Source organism: Acinetobacter sp. YH01007 (assembly GCF_013420425.1).
Lineage (GTDB): Bacteria > Pseudomonadota > Gammaproteobacteria > Pseudomonadales > Moraxellaceae > Acinetobacter > Acinetobacter towneri.
This window is the reverse complement of the sequence record NZ_VOYC01000004.1, coordinates 1-17,294: the sequence shown is the minus strand read 5'-3', so window position 1 is coordinate 17,294 and position 17,294 is coordinate 1. Positions and strand designations below refer to the sequence as shown.

At 42.4% G+C, this 17,294-nt stretch carries 14 protein-coding genes and 1 pseudogene; 8 read left to right on the top strand and 7 right to left on the bottom strand.

Annotation, left to right across the window (positions count from 1 at the left end; translation table 11 throughout):
* Positions 1-21: 21 nt before the first annotated feature.
* Together FTT74_RS02455 and FTT74_RS02450 are read left to right on the top strand one after the other, a co-directional pair.
* Positions 22-1,059 (top strand): methyltransferase, encoded by a 1,038-nt coding sequence (locus FTT74_RS02455; RefSeq protein WP_179988519.1) that lies wholly within the window; start codon positions 22-24, stop codon positions 1,057-1,059.
* Complete coding sequence (locus FTT74_RS02450; RefSeq protein WP_179988518.1) at positions 1,056-2,519, top strand: amino acid permease; 1,464 nt, start codon at positions 1,056-1,058, stop codon at positions 2,517-2,519. Before FTT74_RS02455 ends, FTT74_RS02450 begins: the two co-directional genes overlap by 4 nt.
* 440 nt (positions 2,520-2,959) lie before the next feature.
* Here FTT74_RS02450 and omp38 read toward each other — a convergent pair whose 3' ends face one another.
* A complete protein-coding gene (gene omp38 / locus FTT74_RS02445; protein ID WP_004972434.1) occupies positions 2,960-4,000 on the bottom strand; it encodes an outer membrane protein Omp38 in 1,041 nt (346 codons plus the stop codon).
* 375 nt (positions 4,001-4,375) lie between these two features.
* Here omp38 and FTT74_RS02440 point away from each other — a divergent pair, with 375 nt between their 5' ends.
* Both FTT74_RS02440 and FTT74_RS02435 read left to right on the top strand, forming a co-directional pair.
* Complete coding sequence (locus tag FTT74_RS02440; RefSeq protein WP_178867341.1) at positions 4,376-4,894, top strand: GspH/FimT family pseudopilin; 519 nt, start codon at positions 4,376-4,378, stop codon at positions 4,892-4,894.
* 130 nt (positions 4,895-5,024) lie between these two features.
* Positions 5,025-6,200 carry a thiolase family protein gene (locus tag FTT74_RS02435; protein WP_179988517.1) on the top strand — a complete coding sequence of 392 codons (1,176 nt, stop codon included), beginning with the start codon at positions 5,025-5,027 and terminating at the stop codon, positions 6,198-6,200.
* A 129-nt stretch (positions 6,201-6,329) separates the two neighbouring features.
* On the opposite strand, the gene FTT74_RS02430 is transcribed toward FTT74_RS02435, so the two are convergent.
* The 4 genes from FTT74_RS02430 to FTT74_RS02415 all read right to left on the bottom strand — a co-directional run bounded on the left by FTT74_RS02430 (position 6,330) and on the right by FTT74_RS02415 (position 11,143).
* A complete protein-coding gene (locus FTT74_RS02430) occupies positions 6,330-7,316 on the bottom strand; it encodes a diaminopimelate dehydrogenase (RefSeq protein WP_179988516.1) in 987 nt (328 codons plus the stop codon).
* A gap of 307 nt (positions 7,317-7,623) precedes the next feature.
* Positions 7,624-8,109 (bottom strand): DUF934 domain-containing protein, encoded by a 486-nt coding sequence (locus FTT74_RS02425; RefSeq protein WP_004972443.1) that lies wholly within the window; start codon positions 8,107-8,109, stop codon positions 7,624-7,626.
* Positions 8,102-9,745, bottom strand: coding sequence for a nitrite/sulfite reductase (locus FTT74_RS02420; protein WP_004972445.1), 1,644 nt, complete (start codon positions 9,743-9,745; stop codon positions 8,102-8,104). The genes FTT74_RS02425 and FTT74_RS02420 overlap by 8 nt, the downstream gene beginning before the upstream one ends.
* 237 nt (positions 9,746-9,982) lie before the next feature.
* Complete coding sequence (locus FTT74_RS02415; RefSeq protein WP_004972446.1) at positions 9,983-11,143, bottom strand: CaiB/BaiF CoA-transferase family protein; 1,161 nt, start codon at positions 11,141-11,143, stop codon at positions 9,983-9,985.
* Between the two features lie 210 nt (positions 11,144-11,353).
* Here FTT74_RS02415 and FTT74_RS02410 point away from each other — a divergent pair, with 210 nt between their 5' ends.
* From FTT74_RS02410 to FTT74_RS02395, 4 genes are all read left to right on the top strand, one after another.
* Positions 11,354-12,364 carry an AraC family transcriptional regulator gene (locus FTT74_RS02410; RefSeq protein ID WP_004972448.1) on the top strand — a complete coding sequence of 337 codons (1,011 nt, stop codon included), beginning with the start codon at positions 11,354-11,356 and terminating at the stop codon, positions 12,362-12,364.
* A 229-nt stretch (positions 12,365-12,593) separates the two neighbouring features.
* Positions 12,594-13,799: an acetyl-CoA C-acetyltransferase gene (locus tag FTT74_RS02405; protein WP_096901568.1), complete on the top strand. Its 1,206-nt coding sequence runs from the start codon at positions 12,594-12,596 to the stop codon at positions 13,797-13,799.
* Between the two features lie 11 nt (positions 13,800-13,810).
* On the top strand, positions 13,811-15,946 hold the full coding sequence (locus FTT74_RS02400; protein WP_178867345.1) for a 3-hydroxyacyl-CoA dehydrogenase NAD-binding domain-containing protein: 2,136 nt from the start codon (positions 13,811-13,813) through the stop codon (positions 15,944-15,946).
* A gap of 171 nt (positions 15,947-16,117) precedes the next feature.
* Positions 16,118-16,450, top strand: a complete 333-nt coding sequence (locus tag FTT74_RS02395) for a hypothetical protein (RefSeq protein ID WP_004972453.1) — start codon at positions 16,118-16,120, stop codon at positions 16,448-16,450.
* A 112-nt stretch (positions 16,451-16,562) separates the two neighbouring features.
* Here FTT74_RS02395 and FTT74_RS02390 read toward each other — a convergent pair whose 3' ends face one another.
* Both FTT74_RS02390 and FTT74_RS02385 read right to left on the bottom strand, forming a co-directional pair.
* Positions 16,563-16,985 (bottom strand): GNAT family N-acetyltransferase, encoded by a 423-nt coding sequence (locus FTT74_RS02390; RefSeq protein ID WP_004972455.1) that lies wholly within the window; start codon positions 16,983-16,985, stop codon positions 16,563-16,565.
* Between the two features lie 23 nt (positions 16,986-17,008).
* A pseudogene (locus tag FTT74_RS02385) lies at positions 17,009-17,167 on the bottom strand (methyltransferase); the annotation flags it as partial.
* Between the last annotated feature and the right edge of the window lie 127 nt (positions 17,168-17,294).

Here is a 17,294-nt window from a genome sequence, read left to right as displayed (position 1 = left end):
TTTTCTATTGGAGAGAGAACCATGAACCCCCAAAGCGAAGTTTTACTCAGACAATACGACTATTTGTCTGGTCGCGTTCTACTGATCAATGCCCCGACCGATCAACTCCTCGCAGAATTGGGTGACTCAATCCAAGCTTCTGTTTGGACATGGAATTTTAACGACTATCAATACTTTCAAAATCAACAGGCGCAAGTGCATTTTGGTGCAGAATCGCCTGCAGGTGAATTTGATCAGGCTGTTATTTTTGTGCCGAAATCCAAGGAACTGCTCAATTACCTGATTCACACCATTGCCGCACAACTCCCACAAGGCAGCAGCGTATTTTTAGTCGGTGAAAAGAAAGCAGGAATTGAACGGGCTGCAAAGCAATTACAACCTTATGGCAAAACACTCAAACTAGATAGCGCCCGCCACTGCCAACTATGGCAGCTGATTTTAGACTGCAAGGTTCAAACTAAAGCCTTAGCAGATTGGGCGCAAAACTATACAGTTGCTACACCTAAAGGCGATTTACAGATTTGTGCCTTGCCGGGTGTATTTAGCCAAAAACACTTGGATGTTGGCACGGCTGTATTACTGCCTTATTTGAATCAGGTTACTGCTGGGAAAATTGCAGATTTTGGCTGTGGTGCGGGTGTGATCAGTGCTTACTTAGCCAAACTTAACCCTGAAAATCGTATTTTTGCTTTAGATGTCGATGCCTTTGCTTTAGCGTCAACGCAAATGACGTTTGAAAAAAATCAGCTCAATCCACAACAACTTGAAATTAAAGCCGTGACAGGCGTTGAAGATGCACCGCTATTTTTGCATGCCATCGTGAGTAATCCCCCGTTCCACCAAGGCATTCAAACACATTACGATGCCAGTGAAAACCTGTGTAAAACTTCACGTCGTCATCTGAAATCGGGTGGTGAACTTTGGATTGTGGCCAATCGCTTTTTGAATTATCCACTCTTAATTGAACAAAGTTTCGGTCAATGCACAATCAAGGCAGATCAACAAGGCTTTAAAGTGCTGTTTGCCAGCACGCAGAAAAATACAAAGGAAGTAGGATGAGCGACTCACACAACAGTAGAAAACTGCAGCGTAAGCTCGGTGCGCGTCATTTAAACATGATCGCCATTGGTGGCTCAATTGGTACAGGTTTATTCCTTGCTTCAGGTGCGACCATTGCCAATGCAGGTCCTGGTGGCGCCTTGCTTGCGTATGCCCTAATTGGCGTCATGATTTATTTTTTGATGACCAGTCTAGGCGAACTTGCAACGCATAATCCAACTTCAGGCGCGTTCTTTACCTATGGCAGTAAATATGTCGAAGGTGGTTTCGGTTTTGCACTAGGTTGGAACTATTGGTACAACTGGGCTATTACCGTGGCATTTGAATTGGTTGCGGTGCAATTCATCATGAAATTTTGGTTTCCTGATATTCCTGGCTTTTACTGGAGTGCATTATTTTTAGCGGTGGTTTTCGCAATTAACGCATTAACCGTCAAAGGTTTTGGTGAGTCTGAGTTCTTCTTTTCTTTGGTCAAAGTACTTGCGATTGTGGCATTCATCATTATCGGTATTTTTATGATTGTCAAAATCATGCTCAACCCTGATGTTGCTACATTTGCCAATTGGAGCAAAGGCGAAGCGCCATTTGTAGGTGGACTATCTGCCTTAATTGGTGTGGCGATGATTGCAGGATTCTCATTTCAAGGTACTGAAATGGTTGGCGTTGCAGCGGGTGAATCTAAAAATCCTAAGAAAACCATTCCAATTGCAATTAAACAAATCTTCTGGCGTATTTTGTTGTTTTATATCGTGTGTATTTTTATTATTGGTACCTTAATCGCCTATGATGACCCACGTTTACTTCAAGCAGCCGCCACCGATAACATTGCACTCTCTCCGTTTACTTTACTATATGAACAGGCAGGCTTTGCCTTTGCCGCAAGTGTCATGAATGCAGTAATTTTAACTGCGATTCTTTCTGCTGGTAACTCGGGTATGTATTCATCGACCCGTATGCTATTTGATATGGCACGTAAAGGCAGTGCACCAAAAGCTTTTGCCCGCTTGGATGCTCGTGGCGTCCCAATGAATGCACTGTATGCCACAACAGCAATCGCTGCACTATGTTTTTTAACAACATTTATTGGCGAAAAACAAGTATTTAACTGGCTTCTGAATATGTCAGGCATGTGTGGTTTTATCGTTTGGCTCGGAATTGCTGTATCGCATTATCGCTTCCGTAAAGGCTATTTGGCACAAGGCTACAAACTTGAATATTTAGATTACCGCGCTAAATTTTTTCCTTTTGCGCCATGGTTTGCCTTTATTTTGTGTGCAATTGTTGTATTAGGGCAAAACTACCAAGCAGTGCTTGAAGGTGAATGGCTCGCAGTTTTATCGACTTATATTGGTATTCTTTTGTTCTTGGTCATTTGGTTAGGCTATAAATGGAAACACAAAACCAAACTGATTGCATATCAGGAGATGGATGTGAAACCACTACACCCTGATCATGACTAAAGTAAATCTTCTTCTATTGCACTTCATTTGAGAAGCTAAGATTCTAAAACAGCCAACATTTGGCTGTTTTTTTATGGCGTAAATTTAAGACAAATTTTATTTTAAAGCAATTTCGTTATTGATAATACGGCGAGAAATCACGCCACAAACTGCTCAATGTTGATTTTCATAATCGCTAATCAACTACTTGATTGACTGAGATACATCAAGTCTATATGTCTTGTCTAAAAAATTTGACTTAGTTTAGGGTTCAACAGACCAAAATATTAAGTACTATCAGCCCCTACTCTATTTACCCTTTATTCTGCAAGATCATACTTTTACAGTATTTTTAAAGCATATTGAATATGGATCATTTTAGGCTCTCTGATCGATACACGCCATAAAAAATAAGCATAAAAAAACGACTCCGAAGAGTCGTTTTTTCAACTTAACTCAAATTATTGAGCTTGTTGTTCAACAGTCACTGTACGGCTGCCAGTGATCGTCGCGAATACACGACGGTTCATAGCACGACCTTCTTTAGTGTTGTTGTCAGCAATCGGTTGATCCCAAGCGAAACCTTGAGTAGACAAACGAGCTGGATCTACATTGTATTCATTTACAAGTGAAGATTTAACAGAGTTCGCACGAGCTAAAGATAAACGTTCGTTCAATGCACGTGGACCAGTGTTGTCAGTGTGACCTTCGATGCGAGCAGTAGCGTTTGGATATTCAACTAACTTCTCAGCAACTTTAGCGATTTCTGGCTTGTACTGATCTTTGATGTTTGATTTGTTCGTATCAAAGAACACACGAAGTTCCATGTTCAGGTCTTCAGTCAACTCTTGTGGAGCTGGTTGAACTGGAGCAACGGTTTCAACTGGGGCAACTTCTACTACAGGAGCAGCTGGCTTCAAGTGACCACCAAGAACTACGTTAAGACCAGCTAAAGCTGTGTAGTTCCAGAATTGCTCATCAAAGTGGTAAGTACCACGTGCTTCAGTACGAAGAGATAAAGCATCGTTCAAACGGAAGAACGCACCCACACCTGCATTACCTAAAGTACCTTCTTCACCATCACGGATATAACCGACACCATTAGCACCTTCTACGTCATATTTATAGTGACCAGCACCTAAAAGTACGTATGGCTTGATTTTGCTGTCATAATTTTTAGTGATTAGATCAGAAGTCGCATAGAAGTTACCTGCGATATTTTGACCCTTGTATTCACCACCGTTACTCACATCACCTTTGATTTGGCTATATTCAGCTTCAAAACCTAACCAAGGAGTAAGCTCAACACCAAGTGCTGCACCAACGAACAAGTCATCATCAAGTTCTGCGCCACTTGTTAAACTACCATCATTACCACCATTGTTATGCTGTGTATCAAACATAGTATAACCAAGCATTAATGGGGTAACAGTTACGCCCGCGTTTGCAGCAGCTAAAGGAGCAGCTACGAGCATTGCTAATGCAATACGACTCATTTTCATGGATTTATCCTCCAGAGATAACAATTGTTGTTCAAGCTCAAGCCTAAATTTTCGACTACCCTGAGATAGGCTTTCTTATACCCCAGTATTATTTTTAAGCTAGTCACTTTGAATCATACAAACACTTTTTTACTTTTCCAAGTGCTTGATAATTTTAATCAAGTAAATTATTGACAAAATTACTTACAATTTCCGTTGTAATTCGGTAACTTTTTACTCAATTATTTGGTGCGAATAGCCTATCTTTCTTGCGGTTTATTCTAACACTTTCACGAAAAGTTGTTTAGTAATTATTATACAACACATAAAGTGCTATAAAACAACAAATTACTCAAATTAATCATAAAAAAACATAACAATAACAGGTATAGACTTATGTCGAATATAAGCAAAAATGGCTTCACGCTGTTTGAATTGATCGTCACGTTAGCAATTAGTGCGATTTTAGTCATGATTGCCCTGCCCTATTTTCATCAGCTGATGGCACAACAAGAACTCAAGCGAATTCAGTATTCATTACAGTCCAGCCTGAAAATAGCACGCTCCCATGCCTTCACCCATCATAGTAATGTTGTGATCTGTCCAACACATGACTTTAGCCAATGCAGTAAGCAAAACTGGAATACGGGTTTTATGATTTTTATTGATCGAAATAAAAATCGTCAGATAGACAACAATGAATACATTCTTTATACAGAAAAAACTGCACTTAAATACGGTACCTTGGATTGGCGTGGCACTTTAAACATACCCAGTGTAACTTTTAATGCACAACAAGGTTTGCCGATCGGCTCGAATGGTAGTTTCTTTTACTGCTCTACTCACGTCGCGAGCAAACGACTGGTGCTTAGTAAAATGGGGCAAACTCGAGCTGAAGACATCAATGGATGTTAACTGAGCAGTCTAAATGATCTTGATATTGTCACTTTATTCTCATCTTTTTTTGCCTATACTGCTGAAGTGATCTATTCCTGCTTGGAATTAAATCTAGACAAAAGCACATATAAAAAACTGGGAGTATAAAATGACGGATATCGTTATTGTAAATGGTGCACGCACTGCAATGGGTGGCTTTCAAGGCAGTTTAGCCAATGTGACTGCACCAGAATTAGGTGCGGCAAGTATCCAAGCGGCCATTCAACGTGCGGGGGTACAAGCAACAGAAATCGATGAAGTCATTATGGGCTGCGTCCTGCCTGCAGGCTTAAAGCAAGGCCCTGCTCGTCAGGCGATGCGTCAAGCAGGCTTACCAGATTCTACAGGTGCGGTCACCATCAACAAACTCTGTGGTTCTGGTATGAAAGCTGTCATGCAAGCAGCCGATGCAATCAAAGCAGGTTCTGCCTCAATCATTGTCGCTGGTGGTATGGAGTCAATGAGTAATGCACCTTATGTACTGACCAAAGCACGTGCTGGGTACCGTATGGGACATGGTGATGTGAAAGACCACATGTTCTTAGACGGCCTTGAAGATGCTGAAACAGGTCGTTTGATGGGCTCATTCGCACAAGATATGGCCAATAGCAAAGGTTACACACGCCAACAAATGGATGACTTTGCGATTCGCTCACTCAAACGTGCACAAACTGCAGTCAATGAAGGCTATTTTGCCGATGAAATTGTCCCTGTGACAGTTGCAACACGTAAAGGCGATGTCATTGTAGATAAAGATGAACAACCTTTTAATGCCAATATTGAAAAAATTCCAACACTTCGTCCAGCCTTCGCTAAAGATGGTAGTATTACTGCTGCAAATGCCAGCTCTATTTCGGATGGTGCATCGGCACTCGTACTCACTTCTGCTGAACATGCTGCTGCCCAAGGGTTAAAGCCTATGGCAAAAATTGTGGGCTATGCAACCAACTCACAACATCCTTCAGAATTCACCATTGCTCCAATTGGTGCGATTCAAAAAGTATTGGATAAAGCGGGTTGGCAAGTTGCAGATGTAGATTTATGGGAAATTAATGAAGCTTTTGCTATGGTCACCATGTGCCCAATGGATGAGTTCAAGCTTGATCCTGAAAAAGTGAATATCAACGGTGGTGCATGTGCACTTGGGCATCCTGTGGGTTCTACAGGTTCACGTATTATCCTGACTTTAATTCATGCGCTTAAACGCACAGGTGGCAAACGTGGCGTTGCTGCTCTCTGTATTGGTGGTGGTGAAGCAACTGCAGTTGCGATTGAATTGCTTTAATGCCTTGAAGCCCTATTTGTAAAACGGAATTAGGGCAGATGGGATACAGTCATTCCCTAACCCCTCTTTATTCAAAAAGCAAAAAGACGAATCAATGATTCGTCTTTTTGCTTACGGCTTGAAAAAGTCTTAGAGCAATTCTGCACGCAACTGTTCAGGCGATTTCATTGACAATAAGCCTGGCGCAACATCGTAAGCAGTTTTTGCACCATATTGCTGCATTTGGTTTAAACGATAACAAGCACGTGCGTAAGCCACCAAAATACTCGCGGTAAACTCAGGATTGCTGTCTAACTTCAATGAGAACTCAAGCACTTGTTTTTGTTCATCGCTGGTATTGCCACTGCGAATGACAAAACCGCCATGTGGCATGCGTTGGTGATCTTTGGCTAAAGTCGCTTCATCAATGAAATTTACGGTTGTGTTGTAGTCAGCGAAATAATCTGGCATGGTCACAATCGCTTGCTCTACCGCAGCAGCATCGGCACCTTCTGCAAGTACGACATAACATTCACGAGTATGTTTATCTTTGGTGCTTAATAGAGGGCGCGCACCGCTACGCACTTGCTCAATGGCATCATTTGATGGAATAGTATATTGCACACCTGCTTTTACACCATCAACACGACGAATGGCGTCTGAGTGACCCTGACTTAAACCTTTACCCCAAAAAGTATAGGTTTCACCATCTGGTAACAACGCTTCACCAAATAAACGATTAATCGAGAACATGCCTGGATCCCAACCAATTGAGATGAGTGCAGTTTTCTTGTTCGCTGTCGCAGGTGCATCTACAGATGCATAATATTCAGGAATACGTGCATGCGTATCGAAACTATCGACAATATTAAATTGGCTCGCCAGTACTGGACCTTGTTGTGGCAAGTCGTCTTTTGAACCACCACATAAAATCAGCACATCAATTTTGTCTTGAAAATCTGACAATGAATCCATGTGAAACACTGCTGTTTCAGCAAAACATGGTGAAACGCTTTCAGGCGCACGACGGGTAAAAATACCCACCAATTGTAAATCTGGGTTTTTATGAATCGCCGTTTCAACACCACGACCTAAGTTGCCATAACCAGCAATACCAATACGGATAGAATTTTGCATAAAGACAAATCACTTCATCATGAAAAAATTGAAAAATAAATCAGAGGATAATCACATCAAATTATCGTCTTGATTGATTTTTGATAATGTAAAAATAACGCCTACATAAGACTGCGATGCTACATCAGCGTGCTTATACTACAGCACTTTGCGGTAAATTAAATCATTAAGAAGTGCGATAAAACAAGCCGTTTGATCATTTTAAGGCAAACAAAAAGCCTGCACATGGCAGGCTGTTTGTAAATGTGTGAACCGCGATATTTCGATAAAATCTATCTACATTTCGATGAAATCCATCATCAATATATTACGCACCTGTTTGATAATTTGGTTTTGGCACTGCGGTAGAAGCTTGATAAGGATGGGTAAAGTCCGCCAAACCTGCTGCAGCTTCTTGCACATCTTTACCTTCTTTAATCACGAAAGTATCGAAACCTGCACGTTTCATATAATTTAAGACGTCTTTAAAGACATCACCGACTGCGCGAAGTTCACCCTGAAAGCCTTGACGGCGTAACAATGCCGCAAAAGAATAACCACGGCCATCGTTAAAACCTGAAAATTCAATAAAAATTGCATCCAGTTCTGCCAATGGAAATTCATGGTTTTCAGGCGAAGCATCTACCGTTAAATATAGGGCTTTTTTACCTGAAATTTGTGCCAACTGATCAAGCTGTTCAACGCTGAGCACCACATCACCTTGCGGTAATGCTGCATCTTCCGCAATCACTTGATAAGTATTGTCTGCAATCGTGCCATCTTTTGCGAGCACAGGTAGTGCAGTATTAAGCATAAGCGCGCTCCTTAAATGGTTGAATGCCGACACGGCGATAAGTGTCGATGAAGTCTTCACCTTCACTACGCAAATCTAAGTAGGTATTTAAAATTTCTTCCACCACATCAGGAATCACTTCAGCAGCAAAAGATGGCCCTAAAATATCACCGATTGACGCATCATGGTCTGCATGCCCGCCCAAAGTGATTTGGTAGAATTCCGCGCCTTTTTTATCGACACCTAAAATCCCGATATTACCAACGTGGTGATGACCACAAGCGTTCATACAACCTGAAATATTTAAATCCAGTTTGCCAAGATTATAAATGGTATCCAAATCATCAAAACGGCGTGAAATGGCTTCTGAAATTGGAATAGATTTGGCATTGGCAAGTGAACAGAAATCACCACCCGGACAGCAAATAATATCGGTAATAAAGCCAATATGCGCGCGCGCCAAGTTGTTAGCATCTAGCACTTGCCACAATGCAAACAGGTCTTTTTGTGGCACATCTACCAAAGCAATATTTTGCTCATGCGTGGTACGCAACTCACCAAAGGTATATTGATCGGCTAAATCTGCAATCAGATTCATTTCTTCTGTCGTCATGTCACCCGGTGCAACACCTGCACGTTTCAATGAAATGGTGACAATACGATAGCCTTGTACTTTGTGCGCATTGGTGTTGATGTTGAACCATTGCTTGAATTTTGGATACTGCGCAAACAGCTCGCTAAAATCTTCATCGGCATAGTTTTGATAAGCAAATGGCGTGAAGTTTTCATCCATTTTTTGCAAAGTTTCTGCATCAATTTTTAAGGTTTTCACCGTATGTGCAAATTCAGCTTCAACTTTTTCTGCAAATACTGCTGGAGTTAAGGCTTTTACCAAAATTTTGATACGTGCTTTATATTTATTGTCGCGACGACCATGCAAGTTATAAACACGTAAAATAGCTTCTAAGTAAGCAATCAAATCTTCACGTGGCAAGAACTCACGAATAAAGCTACCGATAATTGGAGTACGACCTAAGCCGCCACCAACTTTAATTTTATAGCCAATTTCGCCTGCTTCATTTTTAACAATATAGACGCCAATGTCATGAAATGCAGTCGCAGCACGGTCAATTTCTTCCAGTGCAGACACCGCAATTTTGAATTTACGTGGCAAGAAGGCAAATTCAGGGTGGAAAGTCGACCACTGACGAATTAATTCACAGGTTGGACGTGGGTCAGCAATTTCGCCCGCCACGACACCTGCATACTGGTCTGTGGTGGTATTACGAATACAGTTACCCGAAGTCTGAATTGCGTGCATTTGTACGGTTGCAAGCTCTGCCAGCATGTCAGGCACATTTTCCAGTGCAGGCCAGTTAAACTGAATATTTTGACGTGTTGATACGTGCGCATAGCCACGGTCATAGTCTTTGGCAAGCTGCGCAACTTTACGCAATTGCTTAGAGTTCATCAGACCGTAAGGCACCGCAATACGCAACATTGGCGCATAGCGTTGTACATACAAACCATTTTGCAGACGCAATGGACGATATTCATCCTCAGTCAATTTGCCTGCTAAATAACGTTCCGTTTGGTCGCGGAACTGTGCAACACGTTCATTAATCAGTTGCTGATCGAAATCAGTATATAAATACATGGCGTACAGCTAGTCATTTCTATTATCACGGCTGACAGCATAGCGAGATTCAATCTATCAACAAAATGTGTTTTTTACATATTTATTAGCGATTTTATTGATAAGCCATTGCAACATCACAGCCTGTAAGCCTTTGCCAAAATTTACAGGCTTTTTATAGAGCTATCACAAAATAGTGCATGCTTTAGCACTTTTTCTGCTATAGCATCTATTCGATCTATTATTGATTACCTGAAATTACGACTTGGCTTCATCTTCATCCTGATTTTTAATCTGAGATGACCACTGCCCTGCACCCAAAGCCTGCCCGATATAATCGTAACGCATTTGAGAACGTGAAAATTTAATTGGACACGCCAACTGAGTTTCAGTTTTTTCGGCATTCTGCTGAATAGGAACTTCTACTGTCCAACCGCGTTGCTGTGCCAAAGGTGAATGTAAGGCTTCATCTAAAGTGAATACAGGTTCAACGCAGACATCATATTGCGCGAATACCTGCTGCCATGTGGCAAAACTTTGTGTTTTAATTTTATCTTGAATAGCGTGTTTGACTTGCAAGCGCTCTTGCGGATCTAAAGATGCCCCTTTTTCCAAAAGTATCGGTAAGTTTAAAATCTGTGCCAAACCCTGCATAAACTGCGGCTCTAAACTACCGACTGAAAGATAACGGCCATCTGCTGTTTCATAATAGTCATAATAGGTGCCACCATTTAAGTAAGATTGCTCAGCATATTGAGGAACCTGTGCCGCCAAAACTGCTGAAGCGGCCATATTGTTTAAAGTCGCAGCGCAATCGGTCATCGAAATATCAATATACTGCCCTAAACCACTGCGCTGACGTTCTATCACTGCACTTAAAATCGCCACCAAAGCATGCAATGATCCACCTGCTACATCGGCCACTTGAATCCCGAGCGGTGGCGGCCCACCCGCTTGCCGTCCACTATGCCCCGCAATGCCAGACAAGGCTAAATAGTTGATGTCATGTCCTGCCCTTTGTTGATAATCGCCTGTTTGTCCATAACCTGTGATGGAACAATAGATCAGTCGCGGATTAATTTTTGCCAAGCTGGCATAGTCCAGCCCTAAACGCTGCATCACGCCTGGTCTAAACTGTTCCAATACAATATCGAATTCGGCAATTTTATCGTGAATAAGCTGAATACTTTCGGGGGATTTTAAATCCAAAGTAATTGACTGTTTATTCCGATTCAAATAACTGTGCGAAGTCGCTTGTCCATTGGCATAGGGCGGAAATAAACGAATTAAGTCAGGACGGGTTGCCGATTCAATATGAATCACCTCTGCACCCATATCCGCCAAATACAAACTGGCAAAAGGGCCGGGCAATAAGGTGGAAAAATCTAAAACTTTTAAACCGCTCAGTGCATGTGTCATTGTTGTGATTACTCGATTTTTACTGATTTTCCGTTCATCTTATAAACAGCAAAACTGTAACACAATGTCATGTTCAGCCATTTACCTTGATCATTTCGGCAATTTATTATGTAAAATAAGTAAAATTGGTATTGTAAATTGCCAATTTCAATTTTTTAGCGTCATTTAGGTCAAGCTTACGTGAATACAAAAGAGACTGAAGGATTTAACATGAGCAGAGATACCATTAGTATCCATTTTGTAAATGCAGCGCTCACGGGTGTTAAGCGACTCGGCATGGATGTCGAAACCTTATTATCTCATGTCGGTATTGAGGCAGAACTTCTGCGCCAACCGAAAGCACGTATTTCACCTGAACAATATACCCGCTTTATTAAAATGTTGTGGATGGTGACCCAAGACGAACACGTGGGTTTTGATTCTCAGCCACGTCGTTTGGGTACATTCGCGATCATGTGCCAATTGGTAATTCACGCCAAAACACTGGGCGATGCCTTAGAACTCTCTTCGCAATTCTACAAACTGTTTGGTGATGATTGGTCGGTTACCTTAGAACGTGATAAACACGAAGCACGTTTGGTACCATCTATTCCACAAGCTATGGATCCTGATCACTTTATTACTGAAAGTATGTTGATGATTTGGCACGGCTTGGCATCTTGGCTGATTGAACGTCGCCTGCCTTTGGAGCGCGTACATTTTGGCTATCCACGTCCTGCACATGCAGATGAATACGATGCGCTGTTCTTTGCGCCTGTCATGCAATTTGACATGCCACGCACCGAAATTACCTTTGCTGCCGACTACTTGGATTTACCAATTCGTCAAACCCAAGAAACCTTAGACGAATTCTTAAAAACCGCGCCTGCGCAATTGTTGGTGAAATTCAAAAACACCAATTCTTTAACTTCGCGTATTCGTGACGTGTTAAAGAGCCAAATTGGCGAAGAAATGCCAACCTTGAACGATGTTGCATCCATGCTGTACCTATCGCCACAAACCTTGCGTCGTCGTTTGGCTGCAGAAGGTAAAAGCTATCAAGGGGTAAAAGATGCATTACGCCGTGATGCCGCGATTCACCTATTGCTGAATCCTGAACTTACCCTTGAAGATGTGGCACAACAAGTTGGCTTTAGCGAAACCAGTACTTTCCACCGTGCTTTCAAAAAGTGGACTGGCGTCACACCTGGTTTATACCGTCAGTTGCACGGTTATCATTAATTTAGAATCGACAATTCACAATAACTCGTAATTCCAATCGATTGCCCTTGCACACCGCAAGGGCTTTTTTTATCGCTCTATTATAGTTTCAATCTTTCTGCCAAATTACTGCGTCATCCCAATTAGCAAAAAACCTCACTGACCTGTACCGTTCTCGTCATTGCACTTCAAAATTTTCAGATTACACTCAAAAGCAATCATAAAGAAAACTATCGACAAGGGATTGATTATGAGCGAGGCCTACATCATTGATGCTATTCGCACTCCGCGCGGCAAAGGAAAAAAAGATGGCGCATTACACGAAGTTAAACCCATTCGCCTACTCACAACCTTATTGAATGAATTGCAACAACGACACAACCTAGACACCTCACAAGTAGACGATATTGTTTTGGGTTGTGTCACACCAATTGGCGATCAGGGTGCAGATATTGCCAAAACCGCAGCGATTGCCGCAGGTTGGGACAATGATGTTGCTGGGGTACAAATCAACCGCTTTTGTGCCTCAGGTTTAGAAGCCGTGAACCTCGCAGCGCAAAAAGTTCGTTCGGGTTGGGAAGATTTAATCGTTGCAGGTGGTGTGGAATCTATGTCACGCGTGGCAATGGGTTCCGATGGTGGTGCTTGGGCATTCGACCCTGAAACCAATATGGCTTGTGACTTTATTCCACAAGGTATTGGCGCTGACTTAATTGCCACACTCGATGGCTATAGCCGTACAGAAGTCGATCAATTTGCAGCAGCATCACAGCACAAAGCCGCAGCAGCACAAGCACAGGGACATTTCGAGCGCTCGATTGTACCTGTCAAAGATCAGGCAGGTGTGGTGATTTTGGCACAAGATGAATTTATCAAACCACAGACCACGGCTGAAAGCTTGGCACAGCTCAAGCCGAGTTTTGCCAATATGGGACAAATGGGTTTTGATGCGATTGCCCTGCAAAAATATCCTGAAGCAGGACAAGTCAATCATGTGCATCATGCAGGCAATTCATCAGGTATTGTTGATGGCGCGGCATTGGTCTTGATTGCATCGGAACAAGCGGTACAACAACACAACTTAAAACCACGCGCCAAAGTGCTTGCTACCGCACTGGTTGGCACAGACCCTGCCATTATGCTCACAGGACCCGCGCCTGCAGCACGCAAAGCCTTAGCCAAAGCAGGACTGAACATTGAAGATATTGATCTGTTTGAAGTCAATGAAGCCTTTGCAGCCGTGGTTCTGCGTTTTATTACAGAACTTCAGGTTGATCCCGCCAAAGTCAATGTGAATGGTGGTGCTATTGCCTTGGGTCATCCACTTGGCGCTACAGGTGCCATGATTTTAGGCACCTTACTGGACGAGCTAGAACGACAAGATAAAAAACGCGGCATGGCTACATTATGTGTAGGCGGTGGGATGGGAATTGCCACCATTATTGAGCGAGTATAAGGAGTATAAAAATGAGCGCCATTCACTATTATAAAAATGCCGATAACATTGTCATTCTAACCTTTGACTCACCAAATCAATCTGCCAACACCATGAATGCTGACTTTAGAGATGCATTAGCGCAAGTGGTACAAAAGTTAAAAGCAGACGAACAAGTGGCGGGAATCATTTTCGCCTCTGCGAAAAAAACCTTTTTTGCAGGCGGTGACTTAGATGAGTTGATTCAAGTACAGCCTGAGCATGCCAGCTCATTTTTTCAGATGATTGAAAACCTAAAAGCACAGCTGCGTTATATTGAAACCCGTGGTATTCCTGTGGTAGCTGCCTTAAATGGCACGGCACTCGGCGGCGGATGGGAACTTGCTCTGTGCTGTCATCATCGTATTGCAATTCGTGATGCAAAAACCAAGTTTGGTTTACCCGAAGTGACTTTAGGTTTATTGCCTGGTGGCGGTGGTATTGTGCGGATGGTACGTTTATTGGGTTTACAAACTGCCCTGCCGCTGTTGATGGAAGGCAAACAGCTGAGTGTGGAAAAAGCACAAAGTTTAGGTTTAATCCATGATCTTGCTGAAAATGAAACAGAATTACTCAGCAAAGCCCAAGACTGGATTCTTGCACATCCTCAATCACAACAAGTATTTGATGTCAAAGGCTATAAAATCCCTGGGGGAACACCATCTACACCTGCTGTCGCGCAAATGCTTTCCATTGCTCCTGCCATGCTACGCGACAAAACCAAAGGCTGTTACCCTGCGCCTGAAGCAATTTTGAGTGCAGCAGTAGAAGGTGCGCAGGTTGATGTCGATACAGCCTTACGCATTGAATCTCGCTATTTTACCCAGCTCGCAACAGGTCAAATTTCTAAAAATATGATTGGCACCTTTTGGCATGGGCTGAATGCGATTAAATCGGGCAGTGGCCGTCCGCAAGGCATTGCACCGCATCAAACTCAAAAAGTCGGCATTTTAGGTGCAGGCATGATGGGCGCAGGCATTGCTTATGCCACAGCAAGCAAAGGCATTGCGGTTGTTCTTAAAGATGTATCCATCGAACAAGCTGAAAAAGGCAAAGCTTACAGTCAAAAACTATTGGATAAACAAGTATCGCAAGGTCGTATAAGTGCAGAGCGAGCAGCACAAGTCTTAGCCAATATTCATCCAACGGCACAGGCTGCCGATTTACAAGGCTGTGATTTGATTATTGAGGCGGTATTTGAAAATCCTCAACTCAAGGCGCAAGTCACACAAGAAGCCGAAGTTTTTCTGGCAGAACAAGGTGTGATGGCATCCAATACCTCAACTTTGCCAATAAGCGGGCTTGCCCAAGCTGCGCAAGATCAACAGCGCTTTATTGGACTGCATTTCTTTAGTCCTGTCGATAAAATGCCGTTGGTAGAAATCATTAAAGGAAAAAACACCTCTGCCGATACTTTGGCAAAAGCATATGACTTTGTGCAACACATTGGTAAAACACCGATTGTAGTCAATGACAGACGTGGCTTTTTTACCAGTCGGGTGTTTGGCACTTTTGTGCAGGAAGGCTTGCGCTTACTGGCAGAAGGCGTACATCCTGCCAAAATTGAAATGGCAGCTTTAAAAGCAGGTATGCCTGTTGGCCCACTTGCTATTCAGGATGAAGTATCTTTAACCTTATCTGAACACGTGGCACAGGAAGCACGTAAGGCGCTGCAAGCCGAAGGAAAAGACCGACCACTGTCGAGTGCAGATGAAGTCATTCAAACCATGATTCATCAATTCTCACGTAAAGGCAAAGCTGCAGGTGCAGGCTTTTATGACTACCCTGAACAGGGTAAAAAACAGCTTTGGTCGGGGTTAAGTCATTGGTATAAAAATACCGAAATCGCTGAACAAGAAATGATTAACCGTTTCTTATTTGTACAAGCACTGGACAGCTTACGTTGCTTGGAAGAAGGTGTTTTAGAATCTGTCATTGATGCCAATGTTGGTTCAATTTTTGGCATTGGCTTCCCTGCATGGACAGGTGGTGCTTTACAATTTTTGAATCAATATGGTTTAACACAGGCTTTGGCACGAGCACAGCAACTTACTGCTGAATATGGCGAGCGTTTTACCCCACCTAAAATCTTGCAAGATCGTGTTGCTGCAGGTGCTAAAAGCATTTAAAGCTAAACTTTAAATTTAAAGCAATCTGGGAGGGATATATCATCCCTCTTTTTATTTGCTCAAAATTACAATGAATATCCCTGCATAAATAGAATTTAATCCGTTTTTCATGCATTTTATGTTATAAAGTTACATAATTTTAAGATTTAGATTCAAATTGGGTAGATGCACATGACCGAACGCCTTACTCCTGAAAAATCACCTTGGGGTTGGAAAGCACTCTTTATTTTCTGTATTTTGGGTGGAATTTTCATGTTTATTTTCTGGTTAGCGGTCACGAATGAACCTGACTACATGCCTAGCCAGCAACAAAAGCAGAATACTCAGCAACACGCCTTTAAAAATGCGCCAGCTATGTCACAAGAAGCATTGGCAAAAGCACAAGCAGATCGTGAAGCACGTGAAGCTTTGGCTGCTGAAACTGCAGATGCACACGGTATGACTGAAACAGAACATGCCAATATGCCTGAAAACCATGAGCCAGCACCCGCACATGGACATTAATATGCGCTAGCGGCTCTGTTCATACAGTTTATAAAAAGAAATCGCCATGATCACATTCCATCATGGCGATTTTTATTTTGCACGATTAAAATCAGGACTATCGACAATTCGTTTAAAATATCAATCGCATATCTACATGCGGAATACCACAATCTAAATACGACTCACCCTCAACCTGAAAACTCAAACTTTGATAAAACGGAATCGCGTGTTCCTGCGCAGACAACTTGACCCACGGACGTTGCTGCTGCTTTGCCACCTGAATAATATGCTGCATTAAAACACGTCCCACACCTAAACCGCGCTGTGATTTCAACACTGCGACCCGTCCAATACTGTGATTTTCCAGTAAACGTGCTGTTGCAATCGCCTGTCCAGTTGCATAGACCACAAAATGCAAGGCAACTGCATCTTGTGCATCCCACTCATCTTCAGGCGCAATTCGCTGTTCCTGAATAAAGACTTGCTCACGAATAGATTTGGCCTCTGCAGCAAATTGTGTCCAAGTGCCCGATTGAATTTCATAATCTTGCATCTTTATATCCTGTTCCATCTTGCTTAGCACTTAGAACCAATGCCCTGTTGATCCCACTGATCGTTCAACAACAACTCCAAAGAATGTTTTTGAATACCGTACATGGTTTTTAAATCACGAATTTGTGCCAAAACTGCTTGATCAGGTTCACTCCAATTTTGACGTTTGGTTGCCAAAATCATGGTAGTGTCTAAATGTGACGTGTTAACCACCTATCTTTCATGTCTTGATTGTATTTTAATAAAAATAGATGCAAGACAGCTTCATGATTTTCTTTCTTCTTGGAAAAGCTTAAAGTTTTCCGTGTAA